Source organism: Bacillus sp. RB3, assembly GCF_030164735.1.
GTDB lineage: Bacteria > Bacillota > Bacilli > Bacillales > Bacillaceae_G > Bacillus_A > Bacillus_A cereus.
Window position 1 is genome coordinate 48,986 of the sequence record NZ_JASNGE010000006.1, and the last position, 26,552, is coordinate 75,537.

Below are 26,552 nucleotides of genomic sequence, written 5' to 3' on the forward strand. Positions count from 1 at the left end.
TATATGTGCTAATATACTTACATTAATATATTACGCATATATACATTTCAAACTACATTACTTAATAGTTTCACCTTAATTTTTTCTTAGGAGGATTTACAATGAAATTACTAAAACTAAAACATATAATCCCTTTATCTGCAGCTGCAATTACATTCGTATGTAGTCAAAGCACAGCTGAAGCTTCTACCATTCATACAGTAAAAAAGAACGATACACTTTGGGGCATTAGTAAACAATACGGAGTTTCAATACAATCCATTAAACAGGCTAATAATAAAGGAAACGATCAAACCTTTATTGGCGAACAGTTACATATTCCAGGGTCCGTGAAATCAAATGAAATCACTGTTCCTCAAAACGCCAAGCCTGCGAACATTTCTGGACAAATTATTTATCAAGTACAACCGGGAGATTCATTAGAAACGATAGCAAGGCGTTACAATGTCACTGTCCAATCTATAAAACAAATTAACAATACAGTCGGAAACAAGCTTTATACAGGACAACATTTAAAAATCAACTCAAGTATTTCACAAAAAGAAAAAGACTTAATGGCACGCTTAGTTACCGCTGAAGCAGGTGGCGAATCCTATAAAGGAAAAGTAGCAGTAGCGAAAGTTATACTAAATCGTGTAAATGCAAAAGGTTTTCCAAATACAATAACAGGCGTTATTTATGAACCTATTAAATACGGATATGCATTTACTCCTGTTACAGATGGAAGAATTAATCAGCCTGCAAGCGCAGAAGCAAAAATGGCTGTAGAAGAGGCTATCTCCACAAATGGAGTACATTCTGACTGGCTTTATTTCTACAATCCAAAAACATCAACAGACAAGTGGATTACGACACGTCAGACAGTAGCAGTAATTGGTAATCATGTGTTTGCTAAATAAGATTTAAAATCATTAACAGACCTCTTCACTTAAAAGGTCTGTTTTTTTTCTATGTAAGATGTTATTAATCATATGACATAGTTATTTTTTAAACTATTTCTTCTTTCAAATAAAAATTTTTGTATTTACTCCGCCACTCGTAGAAATTAATAAAGCATCAAGTTCAAAAACTCCCACTTTATTAATAAAAGCTATTTCTTAACTTCATAAAATTGTTATACACTAGAAAAATAAAAAACAAACTATTCGTTAGCAGGTGGAAGAATATGTATGATGTTACAATTATCGGCGCTGGAGTAAGTAGCATTTTTATGGCTTATTCACTAGCTAAAAGTAACAAAAAAGTTTTAATTCTTGATAAAGGTAAAGCGCTAGAAGATCGCCATTGTCCTTTAGACGAAGGAAAAGTGTGTAATTGTACTACATGTGATAAATATTTCGGGTTTGGTGGTTTAGGAAAATCTGAAGGGAAATTTAATTATACAAACGGATTTGGCGGAGAACTTGAGAAAAAAGTCGGTAAAGAGGGTTTTATACAACTCATGGCTGAAGTAGATGAAATTCTATGTCAGTTTGGTGGAAGTTCGGTTTCAAAATATTCTACTGAAAATTCAAGTCTCACTAAGAGAGCTGAAGCGTGTGGTTTACAAATGCTAACAACAGAAGTAAGACATCTTGGTACTACACTTTCCAGTAACATTTTTCAGCAGCTCTATGAATTTTTACTGACGAAAATAAAGATCCAATTTCATATAGATGTACAACATATTCTGAAACAGGAAGATCATTTTACAATAGAGACAAATCAAGGAACAGTTCAAACTAAGCAACTTGTATTTGCAACTGGGCGCTCTGGGGCCGATTGGTTAAAAGAAATATGCAGTTCCCTAAATATTTCTCAGGAGCAAACACGTGTAGATTTAGGAATTAGAGTAGAAATGAAAGAACATCAATTACGTTCTATATTAAAAGATACTTTTGAAACAAAACTTTCTTATCAAGGTGAGCATTTCACAGCAACTACTTACTGTATGAATCCACAAGGCCGCATCATTCGAAAGTACGAAGAAGGTTTAGTTATGCCTGACGGTCAAAATTTTCGGGAACAAGGAACTGGCACTTCTAACTTAAATTTCACTTTATTTATTCCTCGCTATTTTCCAACTCTCAAAGAAGCAAATGCATACGCAAGTTCAATTATTGAAGGCATTAACCAAGGACGAGATCGGATTGTTATACAGCGCTTAGAGGACTTACTAAAGAAACAACCTACGGTGGAAAACAGCATGGAGCATAATCGTATACAGCCTACACTACAGGGGGATTATGGAGATTTGAATCAAGAAATTCCTCAATTATATATTGAAGGGCTCAAAGAATTTTTATTACGCTTAGAACAATTTATACAGGAGCCTATCGATCAACATACTTTACTATATGGAATTGATGGAAAGTTCTATGCTCCTACGATAAAAATTAATAATCATTTTGAAACTAGTATACATGGGCTATTTTTAATTGGAGATTGTTCAGGCGTTACGCATTCATTATCTCAAGCAGCTGCAAGTGGTCTGTATGTTGGAAAGTACTTATCTGACATTTAATTTCTATCATTAAAATATCAGTCAAATATTTTCAATTTCAAAACACTTTACTTATATATAGTAAAAGTATATTAATAAGACCCCTATCCTTCCCTGCTAATGATTAACCGACAAAAAATCGGGATTTTACAAAATACATATGTAATATAACTGTATATTTAAAACGATTGACATTCAATTCTAATAAATTGAATGTCAACAGTTTTAAAAGTCTCTATCCATTTTCACTTTTATTTGTTCGATATTTTGTAACATCATCATAGTGTTTAATATGGTAGGATGTCTATAAGTCAATTTCACTACAACTATGACTTTTTCTGCCTGTTTCTCAAAAAAGAGTTATATTTATGCTACTACGCTTTAAAAATCCCCATTGTATATATATGAATACTTCAAATTATTCCCTTTAGAAAACAAAGTCTAAATGGTTCATTACAGTCTAATAGTTATAAAAACATAATATATAACTTTAGTTAAATAAATTATATAAAGAAGGTGTAAAAATGAAGAACAAAATAAATTTACAAATGCAAAATATAAGTTTTGTTATAATAATGGCTTTAGCAGTATGGTTAAAAACATATCTTATTACGCGATTCAGTTTTGATTTAAAAATCGAGTCTTCAACGCAAGAGCTCATTTTGTTTATTAGCCCTCTAGCCGCATCATTAGCATTTGTTGGATTAGCATTATTTGCAACTGGTGAAAAGCGAAATTATATAGCGCTCTGTATTAATTTCTTATTAACAATCGTGCTTGTTGGAAATGTAATGTTCTATGATTTTTATAGTGATTTCGTTACATTACCAGTACTTGGACAAACCTCAAACTTTGGCCAATTAGGCGGCAGTATTATAGAAATATTAAACTACAAAATTATACTCGCATTCGTAGACATTGTTTTCTTCTTTATTTTATTAAAAAAGAAATCATTGGTCTTTAAAACAGAACGTGTAACTCATTCTACGCGCTTGTTATACTTTCTTTTAACGATTGGTGTATTCTTTGCGAATCTACATCTTGCAGAAAAAGAGCGCCCTGAATTATTAACAAGATCATTCGACCGAGTCATGCTTGTCAAAAATTTAGGCTTATATACTCACCAAGTATATGACTTAACACTGCAAGTAAAAGCTGGGTCACAAAAAGCACTTGCTGATAGTAGTAAATTACAAGAAACTGAAAACTACGTAAAAGCAAATCAAAGCGAGCCAAACCCTAATATGTTTGGTGCAGCGAAAGGAAAAAACGTAATTGTCGTCACTCTTGAATCCTTGCAGACCTTCTTAATAGGCGCATCAGTGAACGGGCAAGAAGTTACACCATTCCTAAATGAATTCATAAATGAAAGTTATTACTTTGATAACTTTTTCCATCAAACTGGTCAAGGGAAAACATCCGATTCAGAATTTCTAATCGATACGTCGTTGTATCCATTAAATCGAGGAGCTGTATTCTTCACACACGGTAACAATGATTATACTGCAACTCCAGAAATTTTACGTCAACAAGGTTATTTCACTTCTGTATTTCATGCGAATAACGCAACATTTTGGAATCGTAATATTATGTACTCCGCTCTTGGTTATGACCGTTACTATAATGAACTTGATTACAAAATCACACCAGAAACAAATTTAAATTGGGGATTAAAAGATATCGAATACTTTGATCAATCAGTAGATATATTAAAAACTGTTAATCAACCATTCTATGCTCGTTTCCTTACTTTAACAAACCATTATCCATTTACGTATGATGAAGATACAAAATTCATTGAACCATACAACTCTGGTAATGGCGTATTTGATCGTTACATCGTAACAGCACGTTACTTAGACGAATCCATTAAAAAATTTATTGAACGTCTAAAGGCCGAGGGGCTTTACGATAATTCTATTATTGTGTTATACGGTGATCATTATGGAATTTCCGAAAAACATAATCGTGCAATGGCACAGTTTTTAGAAAAAGATCAAATAACAGAATTTGATACTTTAAATTTACAACGTACACCTTTATATATTCATATTCCTGGACAAACAGAAGGTCAAACTATTTCAAAGCCTACGGGACAAATCGATATGAAACCTACGATTCTAAATTTATTAGGTGTTGATTCTACGAATGATATCCGTTTTGGCCATGATATGTTTTCAGATGAATATACTGGCTTTGTTGTTTTACGTGATGGTAGCTTCGTTACAGATAAGTATGCATACAAAAACAACACTTTCTACGACCGTATAACAGGTGAAATTGTAGATTTACCAAAAAAAGAAGCTCAAGCCCTCATTAAACGTGCACAAAATGAATTACGAATGTCTGACAAAATTATTGAAGGCGATTTATTACGTTTCTCAGAAAGCAATAAAATTAAAACTGGCGAAGTACAAACTAAAATTAAAGAAACAGAAAAATAATCTATATGAAAAAGGAGCAACTTATTACAGTTGCTCCCTTTTACTTTTATTCTACACTTGTTTCTAAAGCTACATCTGTATAGGTATTATCATCACCTATATTTAAAATTACTTCACATTGACGCAATCTCAATTCAAAGAGCATGATAGAATCATGATAAACTTCAGGATTTGATTTCATTTTATGTAACATCTCTTGTTTTTCTTGTATTTCTAATTGCGTATTTTCTACAGCTTGCTTTAAGGAGTTAAATGGATTCCTAAAGAATATATGAATATCCCTCTCTTGTGTGTTTTCAAACAGCTCAAATTGCAAGAAAAATTTCTTCATAATAGAAGCCGTTACTTCAGTATAATCTTCATTTTCTACATACTGTTTATATTTGTTATATAGCATAGATTTATTTTTAGGAAGAACTCCAAATAATTTACCGGCACTTTTTAGTAAAAATTGTGCTGGCGTAAATCGACGTAAAATATTTACTTCATCCATTTGTATTCTAGTCGTCATCCTGTCAGTATCTCTGCGCCAGTCATCAAGCACTTTAAAGTCACATTCTAACTGTATTTTATTTTCTCCAAATAGTGAATTAAGCCCTTCACTAAGTTCTTCTAAATACGTTTGACTTTGAAGAAGCTCATTATTAGAAGTTGCAATCCAATTTTGCATAGAAAGAGCAAGATTAGGTAATACAGTTTGTTCTAAATATTTATGCACTCTTTCATTCATTGCTTTATTTAGTTCCGTATCCATGTGCCCGAAATCACTTTCTTCACTAATTAAATTAGAACAGCTCTTTAATATCTTCGGAATATTTTCGGTAAGATCATTTGTAATTTCAGTCTTCATTGAACGATATGATTGTGTAATGAAATGAATTTTTTCCCTTTCAAATGCAGTAAGGTTATTAATGCTACCGTTTAGTTTCACTAGCATATCTTCATTCCAATTAATAGCATCCACCAGGTTATTTTCTTTCTCAACACGTTTCTCCAAAAGATATGTAATTGTTTTTCGAATGAAAAATAATAACTTTTCAGTACGTTCTGCATCGATATTTTTATGATTAAAGTTAAAATGAATAAACTCGATTAAACCATTTAATTGTTGACTACTTGTATATAACGAGGAATAAGGGGAAATTCTCGCATACGGGAAATATGTATTTATTCTCGTTGCCGTATCATGTAATACCCTTTTCACTTCTGCTTCACTGTAAATGTTATCGATTTTATTTAATAAGAAATGAATTTGTAAATTTGGCGTATGTTCTTGAATACTTAATAGAATGTCACGTTCTTTATCAGTAAAAGGTGAATCCGCATTCAATACGAACAGTAATTCGTCTACAGAATTTAAATATTCGAATATCTCATCTCTAGTGTCGTTATTTCTATTAAAGCCAGGTGTCACTACAAATGTAAGTTTATTTTCATTTAAAAATTTGCATGGTAATTTAAATTCAACACACGCTCTATCTCTATATGTTTGATGGTGCTGAGACATCATATTATGGTAATCAGTGATATCTTCCGTTGTTGTAATTGCTGAGTCTGTTATAGCGTTTATTTCTATATGAGCATCATTTTTTAAAACTACTACATTTGAAATTGATTTTTCTAATATATTTTCTCCTAATATAGAGTTAATAAATGTAGTTTTTCCGTTCCCTGAAGTTCCCGTTACTAAAATACGATTTGTTCTTAAATCTGCGAGCTCGTCAACTAACCATTTAAATCGGTGACCTATTTCTATATTCTGCTTTTGTGCCCACTGTGTAATAGATTCAAAAAGGTGTAAGCTGTACTCTAAGCCATTTACATGATTAATAGAATGTGACAGTAAGTTTTCCGCATGTTCTATATTTGCTGAATCTATTTTGGAAGGGAAAATCTCATCCCATGCCAATACAGCTGCAGATGGAAATACAGCATAAGATGGATTGACTACCTTTAACCAGTTTGCTAACAGATTTGGTATGATATCGTCTAATTGTCTAAGCGTATATTGACCTTGAATTAATGTAAAGTACGTTTCTTCGTAAAGAGCAGAAACTTTGTTCCATATATCGGACGAATGTATTTCAATATGTAAGAAAAATTCATTTATTGTATTAAGCCATAATAAATAATTTGGTTCATCTTTATAACTGTTCCAAAGTGATGAAACCATTTGTGTAAATTGTACTTGATCTACATTATTTAATGTAGCTAATGCATCATAAAAATAGTCTGGTGAAATATGTTTAGTAAACCCTTTATCGATATATCCTTTTAACACCTCAAACCACGGATACGACTCTATTCGAATTAACTCATTCACAGCAAGCTCTACTGCACTATCAAAATCTTGCTGTTCCTCATAAAAGGAACGGGCAATTTTTGTGACGTTCGGATAATCAGGATTTAAAGAAACTGCTTCTTTAATAACACCGAAAGCTGAATCAAAATTATTTTGCTCAATGTAAAGAGAAAGTAGTTGTAATCTAATTTCGGTCATCAATATTTTATTATCAGTAGTAATGGAAGTATAAATATTTTCAGCATATGGTAATTGATTAAGTTCGAAATAAGCATCCGCAATATTTTTTTGTGCCCATGGTGCTAATTCATTACTAACCTTCTCCCATTTAAAAATAGCTGCTTCAAAATCTTGATGACGATAATAAAATTCACCTTGTGCAAAACGAATATAAGACCCATCAGAAATCTCATTTCGTTCTTCGTTTACATAAGCTTGTCCAAGTACGTCAAGAATTGACTTTGTTTCATTCTCCATTAGGAATGTTTCATAATACACCTTTTTTATTAATTGTTTTTCTAATCTCATCTTTTCCCCCACTATATCTTGAAAATACATTTTTAAGATATGTCAATGCTTTTTGTATGTATGCTTTTTATCTTAACAAAGAATATCTTTTGGAAAATTTCATTTTCCTTTCATTTTTCAAGTTAGATTGAATTTTTATGAGAAAAGTTTCAGTTTTTTTTCAATTCCCTTTCAGTTATGAAACAGCATTAAATGTTCCTAATAACCTAATAACACTATAATATTCCACATTATATTATCAGGAAAACCCCATATAAACCATATTATAAAAACAATCTATAATGAATTTATATGCGCAATTCACTGTGCTGTCAAACAAAAAACAACAATAGGAGCCAACATCTATTCATACCATTTCTTTCTCAAATTGTTTTCCTTTAAAATGTTTCAGTAGTTATGTAATTAAATTCCATTAACCTATATAAATAACTAGTCCAAAAAATATCTATATGCATATCATGTTATAGTAAAGAATTTAGGAGATCCTAAAAGGAGGCATTTTCATGTTTGAAGATAAATCTAAAATAAATTACCCATATGAATTTACTGAAACTACAACAGTTCCTCTAAAGAACCCCATTGACAAAAAATTCAAGAACGGCACAGGTACACATAACTTCCCAATTAAGAAGCACTATAAAGAGCAAGTTCTATACACTGAAAAAATTAATAATAATAAAAATAAGTAATTGTATAGATCCTTATGACAATTGGCTAAATAAGAAGCAACATTTGGCCATGCATAGTTATTTAGTTAGTAATGATACAATTCATGCACCTTTTAAAAAGTGCTGTATACAGCGCTTTTTTATACATAGATAAATTTAAGTTAACGCAACCAAGAAATACACTACAAAATTACTCCACCATATTCTCGTTTACAATTAAATCTACATATGAAAAGGGAGCAACAGTAAATGTTGCTCCCTTTTCATATGTAATCTATTCACTCTACATAACCCTCTTAAACATCTTCTCCAACTCATAAGTAGAATGATGCACAAGAATTGGTCTTCCGTGCGGGCATGTGTACGGGTTTGTTGTTGTACGTAGTTCTTCCAGTAAAGCAAATATTTGATCGTTCGTTAAATATTGATTCGCTTTAATGGATGCTTTACAGCTCATCATGATGGCTGCTTCTTCACGTAACTTTTTAATATCAACTTTTTTTAGTTTAACAACTTGCTCCATCATTTCATCGATGATTTCTGTTTCTTGTCCTTTCGGGAACCATGTTGGATGCGAGCGGACGATAAAGGATTGATGGCCGAATTGTTCTAAAAATAGCCCGACTTTTTTTAGTTCTTCTAACTGCTCTTCGACACGTAAAAATTCAGTAAGAGATAGATCAATACGGTACGGTACAAGTAACTCTTGTACTTCTTGCGCTACTCTTCCTACTTTATCACGGAAGTATTCATAATTAATACGTTCCTGCGCGGCATGCTGGTCAATCATATATAATCCTTTATCATTTTGAGCGAAAATATATGTTCCATGCATTTGTCCAATTGGATAAAGCGGTGGTAAGTCATTCCCGTTCATCTCAATCTCTTTTATTTCCCGAACTTCTTCTTCTAATTCCTCTAGTTCAAAGTCCTCTTCATTACTGTCCCACGATTTCTCTTCTTGAATTGGCTCTTCGATTATCGGTTTAGTGGATGGTTGCCAACTTTGTTCTTCTCTCACGAGCGACTGTGGTGGTTGCCATTCTTGCTTCGGTGGTTGCCAAAGCTGCGCAGGCTGTTTCACAGCCTGCGGTTCTTCTTGTTTTGCATCCATGCCAGTCGGTAAAACGATGTCCGGCATAGATGGTTCTTTCGGCTTCGCATGCTCAAACTGGAACTGTTCTTGCACACTTTCGTCTTTTTCTTTTTTCTTCGTTGTTACACCTGCATCTGGAATAAGCTGTATTTTTTTAAATGCAGCTTGCAATGTTTCTTCGATCAGCTTTAGCAATTCTTGTTCTTTACTAAAACGAACTTCTAATTTCGCTGGATGTACGTTAACGTCAACTAGCATTGGATCCATTTCAATCGATAAGAAACCAATTGGATACCGGCCAACTGGCAGTAATGTATGGTATCCTTGCTGAATTGCTTTCATTAATACAAAGTTTCGAACGTAACGACCATTTACAATCGTTGACATATAATTACGAGATGCTCTCGTTACTTCTGGTAATGTTACATAACCTTTAATTGTAAAGTCTAAAGATTCAGCTTCAATTGGAACAAGCTTCTTCGCAACTTGAATACTGTAAATCGATGCAAGTACTTGTCTTACATCACCGTTACCTGACGTATGAAGCAATTTCTTTTCATTATGAAATAGTTTTAACGATACTTCTGGATGTGACATTGCAATACGATACACGATATCTGTAATATTTCCGAGCTCTGTATGAATGGTTTTCATATATTTAAGACGTGCTGGTGTATTAAAGAATAAGTTTTGTACTGTAATATCTGTTCCTTTTCGGCTCGCAGTCTTCTCTTGCTTTATAATGTCTCCACCTTTAATAATAAGGTGTGTACCAGGCGCATCACCTGTGCTAGTAATTAATTCTAATTCACTAACTGAGGCAATACTTGGCAATGCCTCACCGCGGAAACCGAGTGTTCTTATGCGGAACAGATCGTTTTCATCTTTAATTTTACTCGTTGCATGGCGTTCAAAAGCGACGATACAGTCTTCTTCTGCAATACCATCACCATTATCAATGATACGAATTTTCGATAACCCAGCTTCTTCTAAGTGGATTTCAATAGATGTACTATTCGCATCGATAGAATTTTCCACAAGTTCTTTTACGACTGAAGCAGGGCGCTCTACTACTTCCCCTGCCGCAATTAAGTTAGAGAGTTGGTCATCGAGTTTGCGAATTTTCCCCATCTACTTACTCATCCTTTCTTTAACTTTTTCTGTAAGCGATACAATTCGTTCATCGCTTCTAAAGGTGTCATATCAAGTAAATCGATTTTTTTAATTTGCGCCAGTACTGCTGTTTCTTTTTGATCTAGCAGAGGCTTTTCTTGTTTCTTCGAAGACTGTTCTCCTCCAAAGAAAGATAGTTGCGATTCTTCTTCAGTCTCTACTTTCGTTTCCTGTATTTCTGCTATTTCTTCTTTTACAACTACAGGTTCTGGAGTAGCTTCTTGTACTTTCACTTCTACTCGCTTTGGAATAATAATTTCTTCCTGTCCTTCTAGCTGTGCTAACACTTCTTTCGCACGAGCGATTAGGCTATCTGGAAGCTCCGCAAGTTGCGCAACGTGAATTCCGTAACTTTTATCAGCTGCTCCATCTTGAATTTTATGAAGGAATACTACTTTTCCATTCTCTTCAATTGCTGAAACGTGTACATTTTTCAGTTGATTTAAACTCTCTTCTAACACCGTCAATTCGTGATAATGCGTAGAGAATAACGTTTTTGCACCAATTTGGTCATGAATATGTTCAATAATCGCTTGTGCAAGTGCCATACCATCATACGTAGATGTACCGCGTCCAATTTCATCGAATAAAATTAAACTTCTTTCTGATGCGTTTGCAATTGCATTTTTCGCTTCTAACATTTCGACCATAAATGTACTTTGACCTGAAATTAAATCATCCGCTGCACCAATTCTCGTAAAGATTTGGTCAAATACAGGTAATACTGCTTCTGTTGCTGGTACGAAACAACCGATTTGCGACATAACCGTTACAAGTGCTAATTGTCTCATATACGTACTTTTACCAGACATGTTCGGCCCTGTAATTAAAAAGACATCCATATTCTCTGGCATAATACAATCATTCGGTACATACAATTTCCCGTTCAATACTTTTTCAACAACAGGATGACGACCATCTTTAATAAAGATTTCGCGCTTCGTTGTCAGTACAGGTTTTACAAACTGTTCTTCTTCACTAACTGTTGCAAAACTTTGCAGTACGTCTAATTCACTAATTACTTTCGCTAAATGTTGTAATTTCGGAATAAATACTTTTACTTCTTCACGAAGTGCTGTAAATAAATCGTATTCTAGCTGTACAATTTTTTCTTCAGCTTCTAAGATTAACGTTTCTTTTTCTTTTAGTTCATCTGTAATGAAACGTTCAGCATTAGCAAGCGTCTGTTTACGCTCATAGCGACCTTCTGGAAGTGCTGCAAGATTCGCTTTCGTTACTTCAATGTAGTAACCGAAAATACGGTTGTATCCGATTTTTAATGATTTAATTCCGGTAATATCACGTTCTCTTTTTTCAAGCTCAGCAATCCACGTTTTCCCGTTTTTACTAACGTAACGATATTGATCAAGCTTGTCATTATAACCATCTTTAATAATATCTCCATCTTTAATCGAAAGCGGTGGGTTTTCTTGAATACTTCTTCCTAGTAATTCTGTTAAGCTTTCACATGGATCTGCACCTTGAATTAATCTCGATGCATAAGCGTTATCTAACAAACTAATTGCTTCTAAAATAGCTGGTACTTGAAGCAATGAACGTCTTAATTGTAATAAGTCTCTTGCATTTACGTTACCAAATGCAACTTTTCCTGCTAAGCGTTCTAAATCATATACTTCTTTTAACTTTTCCTTTAAATCTTCACGTAAGAAGTAATCATTTACAAACGTTTCAACCATTTCTAAACGCTCTTCAATTCTTTCTTTCTGTATAAGTGGACGTTCCATCCACTGTTTTAACATACGACCACCCATAGCTGTTTTCGTCTTGTCCAATAACCATAATAGTGATCCTGTTTTTTCTTTCGTTCGAAGTGTTTCTGTCAGTTCTAAATTTCGCTTTGAATGTACATCAATTTTCATAAATTGATTCGTATAATAAATTTCTACTGGTTGCAAATGATCTAAAGAACGTTTTTGCGTTCTTATTACATAGTTAAATAAACGTCCAACTGCTTTAATTAATTTTGCTTGTGAAACATTTTTCACAAGATGTTCTAATCCTTCCGGAATTGCCGTTGCATCTTCATACGAAATCGTCATTTTCAATGTTTCAGTTAACTTGTTTAGTTCATCTTTAGAAAATGAAGAATCAACAACAATTTCTTTCGAACCAGTTGCATACACTTCTAATAAAATATCTTCTACTGAACCAGTCAATAACGTTACTGTATTTTGTCCAGTCGTTAAGTCGTTACAAGCTAATGCATATGATCCATCTTCAAAATGTGTTAATGCGGCTAAGAAGTTATTTTCTTTCTCATCAATTGTACGCCCTTCCATCATCGTTCCTGGCGTAATTAATTGTACTACTTCACGACGTACTACACCTTTAGCTGTTTTCGGATCTTCTACTTGCTCACAAACAGCTACTTTATATCCTTTTTCAACAAGTTGTTCAATATAGTTTTTAGCCGCATGATACGGTACACCGCACATTGGTATACGTTCACTACTACCGCCATCTCGGCTCGTTAATGTAATTTCAAGTTCATGAGCTGCTTTTACAGCATCCTCAAAGAACATTTCATAAAAATCGCCTAAGCGAAAAAATAAAAAGGCATCTTGATAATCTGCCTTAACCTTTAAATATTGCTGTATCATAGGCGTATATTGAGTCATACTTTTCCTCCATAATTCTTACATGATAATCTATTTTCATATATGTCGCATTTCACGGACACTCTTATCTCCTATTTCAGGAGTCTTTCTTCATTATAACATATTTCATAAAGAATCATGTTCATTCAGCCCCACTTATGTAAAGTAAAAAGCTAGGAAGAACTTCTCCCTAGCTTTCTATTACTCTTCTTCTGCATCAACTATAAAGTTCGGATCTAATTCTTCAAATTCATCATCAGCAATTTGGAAATCATCATCTGATTCTACGCAGCCTTCAGGATTTACACTTACACAAATTTTCGTTTCTCCAACTACTTCTGTTACAAATTCACGTTCTACAGTTACAACAATTTTATTACCATTTGGTGATACAAGTGCTTCTAAACAATTTGGCGGCTGAATAACACGAGCAATAATTTCTAAATCGTCACCAGAAAAGTTTTTATCACGATAACCAATACTTACTTCGTCCGTGTAGTTCACACGTTCTGTTACAACTTCAGTCTTTGTATTTCCATCAAATGAATACCAAGTGTTCACATCATAGAAACCTTCAATTTCCACATGTTTTCCATTCTTTCTTGCTTCGTACGAGTGGTTAATTACCCAGCACCCTAAAATACTTGTTGGCTCATTATTCGATTCACATGTATGCGTTGACTTTGTATACTTACGTCCTTTTCCAACCACTGCTTTTGTAATAATCTCTCTAAATTCGGACATTCGTAACCCTCCTCAATCACTATTCACTTAATCATATGCGTGACAATAGCGGAATGTGTCATTCTTTTTTTGAGAAGAACTTACGTTTAATCCACAAAAAAAAAAGAGATGTCAATATGACATCTCTTTAACAACCACAATTTCCTTTTTTACTTTCTACCGCTGCGCCAGTTTCACCCTTTAGTACATCGCCACCAGTTGAAATTAATATTTCATCTGTTACGTTGTTAGAAATTGTACTAGCAACTAACTGTAATAAGTCATTTACGTATGTTTGTGAAGATTTAAATTGTTGTACGACTGGAATACTGTCTAACTTATCTTGCAATGCATCAATTTCAGCTTCTACCTTTTTTAAAGCTTCCCATTTCCCGTAATGTTGCAAGTTTACTGCTTGTTTTTGCAGTGCTTTAATTTCATCGATTGCGCGCTTTACATTTTCATTTTTATGAATTTGCGCCTCTGCTTTCTTAAAAAAATCAACTTCTTCTGTTTCAGAAATCATTTTTGCTAATTCTTTCGCTTGTTCAACAATGTCATCTTTCGAATATACTTTCATCTATTATTTCACCTCAATCGGCTCTTCAACTAATTCCCCGTTAAGAGACCAAGTTTTTGCTTCCGTTATTTTCACTTTCACAAGCTGACCAATTAAAGATTTTGAAGCGACGAAGTTTACAAGTTTATTCGTACGAGTATAACCTGCAAGTACTTCCGGATTATTTTTACTTTCCCCATCAACTAACACTTCTACAATTTGACCTTTGTAACGACTATTCTTTTCAATTGCCAACGTATTTACTAGTGTATTTAAGCGCTGAAGACGTTCTTTCTTTACTTCCATCGGTACATTATCTTTCATTTTTGCAGCTGGTGTACCTTCGCGAGGAGAATAAATGAATGTAAAGGCAGTATCAAACCCTACTTCACGATATAACGACATCGTTTCTTCAAATTGCTCATCTGTTTCATTTGGAAAACCAACGATAATATCTGTTGTTAATACTACATCTGGAATTGCTTCTTTAATTTTTCTTACAAGTTCTAAATAATGCTCACGCGAATATTTACGTGCCATAATTTTCAGCATATCTGTACTTCCAGATTGAACTGGTAAATGGATATGTTCTACTAGGTTGCCACCTTTTCCAAGCACTTCAATTAAGTGATCATCGAAATCACGTGGATGGCTCGTTGTAAAACGAATACGGGCAATATCAACTTTACGAAGTTCGTCCATTAAATCGCCAAGACCGTATTCTATATCTTCAAAGTCTTTACCATATGCATTTACGTTTTGTCCAAGTAAAGTAATTTCTTTATAACCATTTGCAGCTAAATGACGAATCTCTTGGATAATATCTTCTGGACGTCTACTTCGCTCTTTTCCGCGTGTATACGGTACAATACAATACGTACAGAATTTATCACAGCCATACATAATATTTACCCACGCTTTAATATCACCACGACGTACTTTCGGAAGGTTTTCAATTACGTCACCTTCTTTTGACCAAACTTCAACTACCGTCTCTTTCGAGAACATCGCATCTTTTAGAATATACGGTAGTCTATGAATATTATGCGTTCCAAATACCATATCTACATGCTGATTTTTTTGCATAATTTTATTTACAACAGATTCCTCTTGAGACATACAACCACATACACCAATTAAAAGGTCTGGATTTCTTCGTTTGAGTGACTTTAAATGGCCTAGCTCACCAAACACCTTATTTTCAGCATTTTCACGAATTGCACAAGTGTTTAATAAAACTACATCTGCATCCTCAGTTGAAAAAGTTGGTTCATATCCAAGTGCTGTGAAAATACCTGCCATTACTTCCGTATCATGCTCATTCATTTGACAACCATATGTACGAATATAGAACTTTCTTCCTGTACCAAAATTGCGAAACTCTTCAGGTAAGCCAAAATCCCGTTCAATTTTAACTTCTTCTTTCCCACGCTTTTTCGCATCCTTTAAGGAAGGTGGTTGATATACACTTTCAAAGTATTTACTATAATCTTTCTCTTCTTTTTTCGTAGAGGAATTTGCTTGTTGACTTGCTAATCGTTGTTGCTCGTTCATCGGTAATCTCCTTTCACCCTTAACTATACACACTCTATAGTCCATTTTAATGCGCTTAGACTCACCTCAAAAATGGTTAGATAGCTGGAGAGATAACTTGTCCTTTGAAACTTGAGTAATCAATCTAATCATTCATAAGAATGAAGTCTTCCCCACGCAAATAGACATTCCCTTTTTATCATTTCTTGTTGTCCTACCCAAAAGCATATTGCTTTATCCCTATAAACATTACCATAGTATGACGTGTTTCGCCAATTTTAACAATACAAAGGCCTTTTATTACCTTACATTTCATAAGCAATGAACTTGCCATTTTCATACAACGATTTATATATTATTTTATCATTCTGAATTTTCTAAGTAAATAAGACTACCCTATATTTTTGTACATAAAAAAAGGTTGCCAAATCGGCAACCTTTTTTTCTTACATTACATAAATTCAGCAACAAGCTCATCAAACATTTTCTGATCCATATTTAAATCAGATTTCACTAAAGGCTCTTCACTATAGCCTTTAACAAGTTCTTGATATGATGGTTGCTTAGTATTTTGATAAATTAACCCTGTTACTAAACCGTTATTTTCCATTAAAGTTTGCATAGCCATCATGCGATTAGATGGATCATATCCCTCTACTGTGCTTAGTTTCGTTAAGTTCTCTTTAAACCAATCGTAAGTATTTACTTTATTGTAAGTAACACATGGGCTAAATACGTTAATTAATGAAAATCCTTTATGGTTAATACCAGCTTCAATAATTTGTGTTAATTCTTTTAAATCACTCGAAAAGCTTTGCGCCACAAATGTCGCACCAGCTGTTAAGGCCATTTCCATTACATTTAGTGATGGTTCAATTGAACCTTGTGGTGTGCTTTTCGTTTTAAATCCAGCTTCACTACGTGGTGAAGTTTGCCCTTTTGTTAATCCATAAATTTGGTTATCCATTACGATGTACGTAATGTCGATATTACGACGAATAGAATGGATTGTATGTCCCATACCAATCGCAAATCCATCACCGTCACCACCTGAAGCGATAACTGTTAAATCACGATTTGCCATTTTCACACCTTGTGCAATCGGAAGGGCACGACCATGAATACTATGCACACCATATGAATTAATATAACCTGAAATACGGCCTGAACAGCCGATACCAGAAATAACAGCAAGTTCATCTGGATTTAGGCCAACGTTAGCTGCCGCACGTTGAATTGCAGCTTGCACTGAGAAGTCTCCGCAACCTGGGCACCAGTTTGGCTTTACACTGTTACGAAAGTCCTTAAATGTTGCCATTTAATACAACCCCTTTTTTGCATTCGTTGTAAATCTCTTTCGGCAAGAATGGGTTTCCATCATATTTTAAAAGACTAGAAATTTTCTCACCATTACCAAGATTCATTTTCATAATGTTAGCAAGCTGACCTGTTGCATTGTTTTCTACTACTACAACACGCTTCGCCTTTTTCACAAGTGGATCGATTTCAGCTGTTGGGAACGGGTGAATTAAACGCACATGAGCATGGTTTACTTTCATACCCTCTTGTTCTAAACGCGTCATTGCCTCTTCGATCGCACCACGAGTTGAGTTAAATCCAACAAGCAATACGTCTGCTTCTTCATGCTTAACATTTTTATAAACAGGGGTATTAAACTTCAAGTTCTCCATTTTACGGAAACGTTTGTCCATTTGATCTTTACGGTTTATTGCTGATTCCGATGGTTTTCCAGTTTCATCATGTTCTACACCTGTAACATGGTGAACACCATTTTTCATACCAGGTAAAACACGTGGTGAAACGCCGTCTTCTGTTACTTCATAACGCTTGAAGTATGCTTTATTTTCACGTTCTGGTAATTCTGCTTCTAAATCAAGCTTACCACGACGAATTTCCACTTTATCTAATTTAAGTGGTTCTACTGTTTGTTTTCCTAACGAAAGCTGTAAATCTGTTAAGAAAATAACAGGAACTTGATATTCTTCAGATAAGTTAAATGCTTCTACAATGTCATAGAAAGCTTCTTCAACTGTACTTGGCGCCATTACGATTTTTGGAATTTCACCATGCGTACCGTAAATCATCGCCATTAAGTCAGACTGTTCTTGTTTCGTTGGTAATCCTGTACTTGGGCCGCCACGTTGTGTATCAACAATTACTAATGGGGTTTCTGTAATACCTGCTAAACCGATTGCTTCCATCATTAATGAAAGACCAGGACCAGCAGATGCCGTTAATGTACGAACACCAGCATAGTTTGCACCGATTGCCATTGTACAAGCTGCGATTTCATCCTCAGTTTGGATTACTGTTCCGCCGACTTTCGGTAATTTTTTAATTAAGTATTCCATAATTTCTGATGCAGGTGTGATTGGGTATGCTGACATAAAACGAGCACCACCAGCTACCGCACCAAATGCGATTGCATCGTTTCCAATCATAAACATGCGTTTTTTACCATCAGCTTTTTCAAGCTGCATCATGTTTACTTTCTCACCTAGTAATTCTTTCATATATTGAGAGCCGCGTTTAATTGCGTCCATATTCTTTTGAACGACTTGCTCTCCTTTACGACCAAAGATTTCTTCAACAACATCTAAATAAGCTGTTTCATCTAATCCTAATACTGCACTTGATGCTCCTACAGCAACCATGTTTTTCATTAATGATGTGCCTAATTCTGAAGCAATATCTGTAAACGGTATCACATATAGATTTACATCTGTATTGTCAGGTATTGTTGGATTAAATTTCGCATCCGCAACTACAATTCCACCTGGACGTAGTTCGTGGAAATTAAAATCAATTGTTTCTTGGTCAAAAGCAATTAAAATATCTAAATCATCTGAGATCGCTCGTACTTCTGTTGTACTTACACGAATTTTATTATTTGTATGGCCGCCTTTTATACGTGATGAGAAGTGGCGGTAACCGTATAGGTAATATCCTAATCGGTTTAATGCAATACAGAAGATTTCTCCTGTACTTTCAATTCCTTCACCTTGTTGGCCTCCAACTTTCCATGAAAGTTGACTAATCATCTCCTACACCCCTTTTGGCTGCATTCATTGTAGTGTATTTTTTTACAGTAATAGTTTAGCATTTTTTATGCAAATAAACTACAACGGACGCAAATTATGCCTCTTCTGATTTCCCTGAATCTTTAGTATAAAGCTATTTTGTTTTTCATTCTAGTATTAGGTCTTAAAAAAAGCAATAAAATCAAATGAATTAATTTTGATTTTTCTGAATTTTAAATCAAAAACTTAAAAACTTATATGTTCAACAAAATTATTATATAAAAATCGTTCTACAGTTGATGCAGCATAGTGTTTACAAAGCTCATTCATTACATTTTCATAATCTCGATAAGCTGATACATTTACAACTGTATCTACAATCCCATCAAAATCTGAACCAAACCCTATATTGTTTTCTCCACCTAGCGAGCAAATATATTCGATATGTTTTATTATATCTGTTATATTTGCTTGCCTTTCGCTTGTTAGAAATTGCGTTACAAAAGTGACACCGATCATGCCATTTTTCTTTATAAGAGCTTTAAGTTGTTCATCATTCAAATTACGTGGGTGCTCGCAAAGTTTCATACAATTTGAGTGGGAAGCAATAGGATTTTTTGCAATCTCTATAACATCCCAAAAACTTCTTTCATTCAAATGAGACACATCAGTCCATACATGTAACGTATTCAGTTCTTGTACAACATGTTTACCAAAAGTCGTTAAACCCGCCCCACGTGTCTCTAGCGCACCATCAGCTAAGAGATTGGCATAATTCCATGTTAGTCCAAAAGAACGTACTCCTAGGCGATACAACAACCGTAATTTCATTGCATCTTTTCCAATTGTTTCGCATCCTTCTATTGTTAATATCGCTCCAATCTCGTCCTGTTTTAATATGTTAATATCATCTTTTGTCTGAATAAACTTCACACCTGGTAAGGATAAAATTTCATTATAAAAAATATCTACCATTTGTAATGCTACTTCAAATCGGTTTTCATATGCCACTGTTTCTGGTACATATATAGCAAAACATTGTATACTTCCTTTTCTTCTCTTTAACTGTTCAAATGTAATATGTAATTGTGAATCATCTTTAAAATTCCTTTTCCCTTGTGCACTCCATAACTGAAGAAGCACGTCACAATGAGCATCAAAAATTTTCATTTTCATTCCTCCATTATAAAAACAACCTGTTTGCATACTGCAAACAGGTTGTTTAAACTTAACGAGGTTCTACAATTAATTTTATTGCTGTACGCTCTTCGCCATCAATCATAATATCTGTAAACGCTGGGATACAAATCAGGTCCAAACCACTAGGCGCTACAAATCCTCTTGCGATTGCTACTGCCTTTACAGCTTGGTTCAATGCACCTGCACCAATAGCTTGAATTTCTGCTGTTCCGCGTTCGCGAATAACACCTGCAAGTGCACCAGCTACAGAATTAGGGACCGACGTTGCTTTAACTTTTAATATTTCCATTCCGCGTTTCCTCCTCGTTTCTTTAAAAAGTATTAGCAATTATTTCACTTTAACTTATATTCACGAGGAATGGCGCGTATTCCTGCTAAATTTTCGTAATTTTTCTAAAAAATTAAAATATAATAACTTATCTAAAATTTGACGGAAATTTACTCAAAAAATGGTTGATCGTCATTAATTAAAATACGTTCAATTTTCTTTGCTTTTCCTGTATTTGGATCCACATCAATTAACACTGCACTTAATTGCGTTCTGCCATTTGTTACTTCAAATCGTACTGGTAAGTTTGTTAAAAACTTCTTCAATACTGCTTCTCTGTCCATACCTAATATTCCGTCATACGGCCCTGTCATCCCAACATCTGTAATATATGCCGTTCCGCTTGGTAAAATACGGTTATCCGCTGTAGGGACATGCGTATGCGTACCTACTACTGCTGTAGCACGTCCATCTACATACCAACCTAGCGCTTGTTTTTCACTTGTAGTCTCCGCATGGAAATCAACAAATATAATATTCGTACGTTTTTTCGCAATATTAATTAATTCATCCACTTTACGGAATGGACAATCAATTGGAGGAAGGAAAGTACGTCCTTGTAAATTAATAACTGCAACTTCTGTTCCATTACAGTTCACAAAGATAAGTCCTTTTCCTGGAGTTCCTTCTGGAAAGTTAGCTGGTCTTGCAAGATATTTTGCATCATCGATGAATTCAAATACTTCACGATTATCCCAAGCGTGGTTTCCAAGTGTAACTGCCTGCGCCCCACACTCTAAAAAGTTTCGATATATTTTTTCTGTAATCCCACGGCCACCTGCTGCATTTTCTCCATTAATGATTGTTACTGTAGGTGTATATTTTTTCTTTAATGCCGGTACGTATTGTTGAATCATACCTCTACCAGGAGATCCTACTACATCCCCAACAAATAATATTCTCATATGTCTTACCCTTTCTATGTACTGCATTTTTTATTGCTATAGCATCAAGTAAATTCCTTATAATATCTTTATTATAAGTTTGTTTCACTTTTATGCTATATAACTAACTGTCTTTATTTTATCCAATTCCAACACAAAAAAATAAAGTGGTGTTTCACCACTTTATTTTGCGTATTCCACTGCACGTGTTTCACGAATAACAGTTACTTTAATATGTCCTGGGTAATCCAGTTCATTTTCAATACGTTTTCGGATATCACGAGCTAAACGATGAGCTTCTAAGTCATCGATTGTATCTGGTTTTACCAAAATACGAACTTCACGTCCTGCTTGAATTGCAAATGATTTTTCAACGCCTTCATAAGACTCTGAAATCTCTTCTAACTTTTCAAGACGACGAATATAGTTTTCAAGTGTTTCACTACGAGCTCCCGGTCTTGCAGCTGATAAAGCATCTGCTGCTGCAACTAAAACTGCAATGATAGAAGTTGGTTCTGTGTCACCATGGTGAGATGCGATACTGTTTATAACTACAGGATGCTCTTTATATTTCGTTGCAAGTTCAACACCAATTTCAACGTGGCTTCCTTCTACTTCATGGTCAATCGCTTTTCCGATATCATGTAATAGACCTGCACGTCTTGCTAGTTTTTCATCCTCGCCAAGCTCTGCCGCCATAAGTCCAGTTAAATATGCAACTTCCATAGAGTGTTTTAAGACGTTTTGACCATAACTTGTACGGTATTTTAAACGACCTAAAATTTTAATTAAATCTGGATGTAATCCGTGAACACCTACTTCAAACGTTGTTTGCTCTCCGACTTCGCGAATATACTCGTCCACTTCACGTCTTGATTTTTCGACCATCTCTTCAATACGCGCTGGGTGAATACGTCCGTCCTGTACTAGTTTATCAAGAGCGATACGAGCTGTTTCACGACGAATTGGGTCGAATCCAGAAAGGATTACCGCCTCTGGTGTATCATCGATAATTAAGTCAATACCCGTTAACGTTTCTAACGTACGAATATTACGACCTTCACGCCCGATAATACGTCCCTTCATTTCGTCATTTGGAAGATTTACAACCGAAACGGTTGTTTCAGCAACATGATCAGCTGCACATCTTTGCATTGCAAGAGATAAAATCTCTTTTGCTTTCTTATCCGCTTCTTCTTTCGCGCGAACTTCACTTTCTTTTACCATAACAGCGATTTCATGAGAAACTTCACTTTCTACTTTACCAAGAATAATTGCTTTCGCTTGTTCGCGTGTCAGATTGGAAATGCGCTCTAATTCTGTTTGTTGCTTTTGAACTAACTCTCCCACTTTGCTTTCCAACTCTTCAATCTGTTGTTGTCTCGCTACAAGAGATTCCTCTTTCTTCTCTAACTGTTGCTCGCGTTTATCGAGCGTTTCGTCTTTACGATCAAGGTTCTCTTCTTTTTGCATTAAACGATTTTCTTGTTTTTGTAATTCGCTTCTACGGTCACGAATTTCTAATTCAGCTTCTGTACGAAGTGTATGAATTTCATCCTTTGCTTCTAAAAGCGCTTCTTTCTTAAGTGCTTCAGCATCACGATTCGCTTCGTCTAAAATACGTCTCGCTTCATTAGCTGCACCATTAATCTTCGCTTCAGCAATAGACTTTCGAACAAAAAAGCCAACAACTGCACCGACTGTTGCAAGCAAAATGGAGATGAGTATCCAAACTGTACTCGTCATGATTTCACCTCCCCTTGCTATGAATGAAAAAAGACTGTCGGCATGTACATTGAATTACAACATACAGCAAAGACCGTCGTCCCGCTTTTTTAAGGGACTTTCTTCATTTCACAATTAAAATGTCATATTATTATTTCGGTAAGATTTAAACCTTACTCCGAATATTACTTCTCTTCTTGAGAAGAGTATATTGTATATAAGAAAAAATATACATTCTCATTGTATCTATCGTAATTTTCATTGTCAAGCGTTGTCTACTTTTACTTTCTTTACCTTCAGCCTTGAATGTGACCTAAATTTAAAAAGTAAGGAGCCTACTATACTGGAAAACCTTAGTAATTCCCATTTCTTTTCCTTAAAATATTTAAATATCCCTCTTTACACAACCCATTTGAAGTAAAAAAATATTTTTATCTATAGTATTATGCTCCTTAATAGTAGATAAAAAAATAAAAGACACGAGGCCGTGTCTTTTATTTTTTTAATCAAGAAGAGTTGAATCTTCTGCGCCCTCAGCACCAGAATCTTCACTAATTCCGTGATGCTCACGAATAAAGAAGGCAATTTCTTCTCTTAAATCTGTATTTTCTTTTAAGAACTGCTTCGAATTTTCACGACCTTGTCCTAGGCGTTCTTCATTATAAGAATACCAAGCACCGCTCTTTTGAACAATATCAAGCTCAGAAGCCATATCCAAGATTTCACCTTCTCTTGAAATACCTTCTCCGTACATAATATCAACTTCCGCAACACGGAATGGTGGTGCTACTTTATTTTTCACTACTTTTACTTTTGTTTTATTACCAACGATGTCGTTACCTTGCTTTAATTGCTCCGCACGACGCACTTCAAGACGAACAGTTGAATAGAATTTCAACGCACGACCACCTGGAGTTGTTTCTGGCACTATCTATAGATTTTCCATCTCTATAGTCTGGACTATCTCTTCATCTCTTTATAGAGAGCCTTGCACTTCCAGCAGTAGCCTATCATCTGCCGTACCCTACTCAGTTAACTAAAAGTCCTTTTCGGTAGTCTCTACACCTTCCCCATATCACTATGGAGCTTGGCACGGTATTACCCTAAATAATGGTGGGCTTCACCGTTAGCAACTATATGGATAGTTACACCCTTAGGCAATAAGGTTCACAAGGTTTTTTAACATGCTATCACTAGCAAGGGAAACCCATGGTAAACTCCTTAATCTTTTCGATTAAGCAACTTGTAGTTGATTTCCGAACATAACCCCAACTTTTTCACGAATTTGGTTAATAAAGATTGCAATTGTTTTTGATTTGTTAATTGCTCCTGAAAGCTTACGAAGTGCTTGTGACATTAAACGCGCTTGTAAACCTACGTGTGAGTCACCCATATCGCCTTCAATCTCTGCTTTCGGTACAAGAGCTGCTACAGAGTCAATTACGATAATGTCAACCGCACCACTTCGTACAAGTGCTTCCGCGATTTCCAATCCTTGCTCCCCTGTATCAGGCTGTGATAATAGTAATTCATCTATGTTAACGCCTAATTTTTGTGCATATACAGGATCCATTGCGTGCTCCGCATCGATGAATGCTGCTTGTCCACCTTGACGTTGTACTTCTGCAATTGCATGTAATGAAACTGTCGTTTTACCTGAACTTTCAGGTCCGTAAATTTCGATAATACGGCCACGTGGATATCCGCCTACTCCTAGTGCCACATCAAGTGCTAAAGAACCACTAGAAACCGTAGAAACTCTACGCTCCGCTTGTTCTCCTAATTTCATAATTGAACCTTTACCGAATTGCTTCTCTATTTGTTTTAACGCCATATCTAACGCTGCTTGACGATCACTCATTCAAAATTCCTCCTTAACTGAATTGCTAATCTTATTATACCTATTTTCAATTCAATTTGCCAACAAAAATCGAACATTTATTCGATTTTTTTATTTTCTATCAAATAATATCTAAATTTAACCGTAAAAAAAACTAGAAGAAACTTATATCTCTTCTAGCTTTTTATATAAATGATAAAATCCATATTTTGCTGTTCGTTCTCTAATTTGTTGACGACTTCCGCTTAAATTAAGAGGAAAGACCACAGTTGGTTCATCCTTAATCGAAAGCCCAACAAATACTGTTCCTGGTTCTTTCTGTTCTGAAGCATCTGGCCCTGCTACCCCAGTGAAACTAATTCCGATATCCGCTTTTAATACATCCTTAACATTTTCAGCAAGATAACGAGCACATTCTTTACTAACTGCACCATCAGTATGCAACACTTCTTCAGGCACACGTAAAACATGTTGCTTCACATCATTATGATAACAAATGACACCGCCTTTAAACACAGAAGAAACACCAGCGTTTTCAGTTACTTGATTTCCAAAAAGACCACCTGTTAAACTTTCTGCACACGCTAAAGTTAACCCTTTTCTCTTCAATAACTCGATTGCCTTATAATGCAAAAATTCTTGGTCATATCCGTAGAAAAATTCTCCTACTCTTTCTAAAATCAAATCTTCCACATGTTGAATTAGTTTCTCCGCTTCGCTAACATTTTGATGCTTAGCGGTTAAACGTAATGTCACTTCTCCATCATTTGCTAACGGGGCGATTGTTGGGTTTGTTTGTCCATCAATTAAATCTTGCACTTTCACCTCTAATTGGGACTCCCCAATACCGAAGAAACGAAGCACACGAGAATAAATGTTTTCTCCTGTTGTAAAATTACGTAAAAAAGGCTCTACGTAACTTACATACATTGGTTTCATTTCTTTTGGCGGCCCTGGTAATAAAATATAAACTTTTCCGTTCTTATTTACCCCCATACCAGGCGCCATACCGTGGTCATTTGCAAATACTGTTGCTCCATTTAAAACGAGCGCTTGCTTTTTATTATTCTCCGTAAATTCACGGCCTGTACGCTTAAAGTAATTACTTATTAAGGCTAATGCCTTTTCATCATACACAAGCTCTTCATCTAAACTAGCAGCTATCGTTTCTTTCGTTAAATCATCTTTTGTTGGTCCTAATCCACCTGTAAAAATAAGTATATCAGCACGTTCTTCCGCAGCTTCAATCGCCTTTTGCAATCGCTTATTATTATCACCAACAACAGTATGATAGTACACGTTAATTCCGATTGAAGCTAACTTTTCAGATAAAAACTGGGCATTTGTATTTGCAATTTGTCCAAGTAATAATTCGGTTCCAACCGCAATAATCTCAGCATTCATCCCA

17 protein-coding genes and 2 pseudogenes are annotated in these 26,552 nt (G+C 34.9%); 4 read left to right on the top strand and 15 right to left on the bottom strand.

The window, feature by feature from the left end:
- Positions 1–101: 101 nt before the first annotated feature.
- The 3 genes from QO049_RS10605 (at position 102) to QO049_RS10615 (ending at position 4,926) form a co-directional block, all read left to right on the top strand.
- Complete coding sequence (locus QO049_RS10605; protein ID WP_000771174.1) at positions 102–899, top strand: cell wall hydrolase; 798 nt, start codon at positions 102–104, stop codon at positions 897–899.
- Positions 900–1,165: 266 nt separating this feature from the next.
- Positions 1,166–2,503 (top strand): NAD(P)/FAD-dependent oxidoreductase, encoded by a 1,338-nt coding sequence (locus QO049_RS10610; RefSeq protein ID WP_098330807.1) that lies wholly within the window; start codon positions 1,166–1,168, stop codon positions 2,501–2,503.
- Between the two features lie 503 nt (positions 2,504–3,006).
- Positions 3,007–4,926, top strand: coding sequence for an LTA synthase family protein (locus QO049_RS10615; protein ID WP_000791028.1), 1,920 nt, complete (start codon positions 3,007–3,009; stop codon positions 4,924–4,926).
- A 46-nt stretch (positions 4,927–4,972) separates the two neighbouring features.
- Here QO049_RS10615 and QO049_RS10620 read toward each other — a convergent pair whose 3' ends face one another.
- Positions 4,973–7,756, bottom strand: coding sequence for a dynamin family protein (locus tag QO049_RS10620; RefSeq protein WP_246960997.1), 2,784 nt, complete (start codon positions 7,754–7,756; stop codon positions 4,973–4,975).
- Positions 7,757–8,259: 503 nt separating this feature from the next.
- Between QO049_RS10620 and QO049_RS10625 the strand changes: the two genes are divergently transcribed.
- Positions 8,260–8,445 (top strand): hypothetical protein, encoded by a 186-nt coding sequence (locus QO049_RS10625; RefSeq protein ID WP_000461138.1) that lies wholly within the window; start codon positions 8,260–8,262, stop codon positions 8,443–8,445.
- Between the two features lie 262 nt (positions 8,446–8,707).
- On the opposite strand, the gene mutL is transcribed toward QO049_RS10625, so the two are convergent.
- The 14 genes and pseudogenes from mutL to cinA all read right to left on the bottom strand — a co-directional run bounded on the left by mutL (position 8,708) and on the right by cinA (position 26,548).
- On the bottom strand, positions 8,708–10,651 hold the full coding sequence (gene mutL / locus QO049_RS10630) for a DNA mismatch repair endonuclease MutL (RefSeq protein WP_000516463.1): 1,944 nt from the start codon (positions 10,649–10,651) through the stop codon (positions 8,708–8,710).
- An 8-nt stretch (positions 10,652–10,659) separates the two neighbouring features.
- Positions 10,660–13,332, bottom strand: a complete 2,673-nt coding sequence (mutS, locus tag QO049_RS10635) for a DNA mismatch repair protein MutS (RefSeq protein WP_000196029.1) — start codon at positions 13,330–13,332, stop codon at positions 10,660–10,662.
- A gap of 180 nt (positions 13,333–13,512) precedes the next feature.
- The gene (cotE, locus tag QO049_RS10640; protein ID WP_001288799.1) at positions 13,513–14,055 is read right to left on the bottom strand and encodes an outer spore coat protein CotE; all 543 of its coding nucleotides are present in this window, start codon (positions 14,053–14,055) and stop codon (positions 13,513–13,515) included.
- Between the two features lie 127 nt (positions 14,056–14,182).
- The gene (locus tag QO049_RS10645; protein WP_000870461.1) at positions 14,183–14,614 is read right to left on the bottom strand and encodes a YlbF/YmcA family competence regulator; all 432 of its coding nucleotides are present in this window, start codon (positions 14,612–14,614) and stop codon (positions 14,183–14,185) included.
- Positions 14,615–14,617: 3 nt separating this feature from the next.
- Positions 14,618–16,147, bottom strand: a complete 1,530-nt coding sequence (miaB, locus tag QO049_RS10650; RefSeq protein WP_001005388.1) for a tRNA (N6-isopentenyl adenosine(37)-C2)-methylthiotransferase MiaB — start codon at positions 16,145–16,147, stop codon at positions 14,618–14,620.
- 430 nt (positions 16,148–16,577) lie between these two features.
- Complete coding sequence (locus QO049_RS10655) at positions 16,578–17,444, bottom strand: 2-oxoacid:ferredoxin oxidoreductase subunit beta (RefSeq protein WP_000190155.1); 867 nt, start codon at positions 17,442–17,444, stop codon at positions 16,578–16,580.
- Positions 17,431–19,188: a 2-oxoacid:acceptor oxidoreductase subunit alpha gene (locus QO049_RS10660; RefSeq protein ID WP_000625417.1), complete on the bottom strand. Its 1,758-nt coding sequence runs from the start codon at positions 19,186–19,188 to the stop codon at positions 17,431–17,433. Before QO049_RS10660 ends, QO049_RS10655 begins: the two co-directional genes overlap by 14 nt.
- Before the next feature lie 225 nt (positions 19,189–19,413).
- Entirely contained in the window at positions 19,414–20,337 is a 924-nt protein-coding gene (locus QO049_RS10665; protein ID WP_246961001.1) for a dipeptidase, read from the bottom strand.
- Positions 20,338–20,395: 58 nt separating this feature from the next.
- Positions 20,396–20,656, bottom strand: coding sequence for a stage V sporulation protein SpoVS (gene spoVS, locus QO049_RS10670; RefSeq protein WP_000404341.1), 261 nt, complete (start codon positions 20,654–20,656; stop codon positions 20,396–20,398).
- 149 nt (positions 20,657–20,805) lie between these two features.
- Positions 20,806–21,600 (bottom strand): TIGR00282 family metallophosphoesterase, encoded by a 795-nt coding sequence (locus tag QO049_RS10675; RefSeq protein WP_001221095.1) that lies wholly within the window; start codon positions 21,598–21,600, stop codon positions 20,806–20,808.
- 162 nt (positions 21,601–21,762) lie between these two features.
- Positions 21,763–23,325, bottom strand: a complete 1,563-nt coding sequence (gene rny, locus QO049_RS10680; protein WP_000204911.1) for a ribonuclease Y — start codon at positions 23,323–23,325, stop codon at positions 21,763–21,765.
- 481 nt (positions 23,326–23,806) lie between these two features.
- A pseudogene (locus tag QO049_RS10685) lies at positions 23,807–24,229 on the bottom strand (recombinase RecA family protein); the annotation flags it as partial.
- A gap of 327 nt (positions 24,230–24,556) precedes the next feature.
- Positions 24,557–25,165, bottom strand: a pseudogene (gene recA / locus QO049_RS10690) (recombinase RecA); the annotation flags it as partial.
- A 144-nt stretch (positions 25,166–25,309) separates the two neighbouring features.
- Positions 25,310–26,548, bottom strand: coding sequence for a competence/damage-inducible protein CinA (gene cinA, locus QO049_RS10695; protein ID WP_000990688.1), 1,239 nt, complete (start codon positions 26,546–26,548; stop codon positions 25,310–25,312).
- Positions 26,549–26,552: the final 4 nt, after the last annotated feature.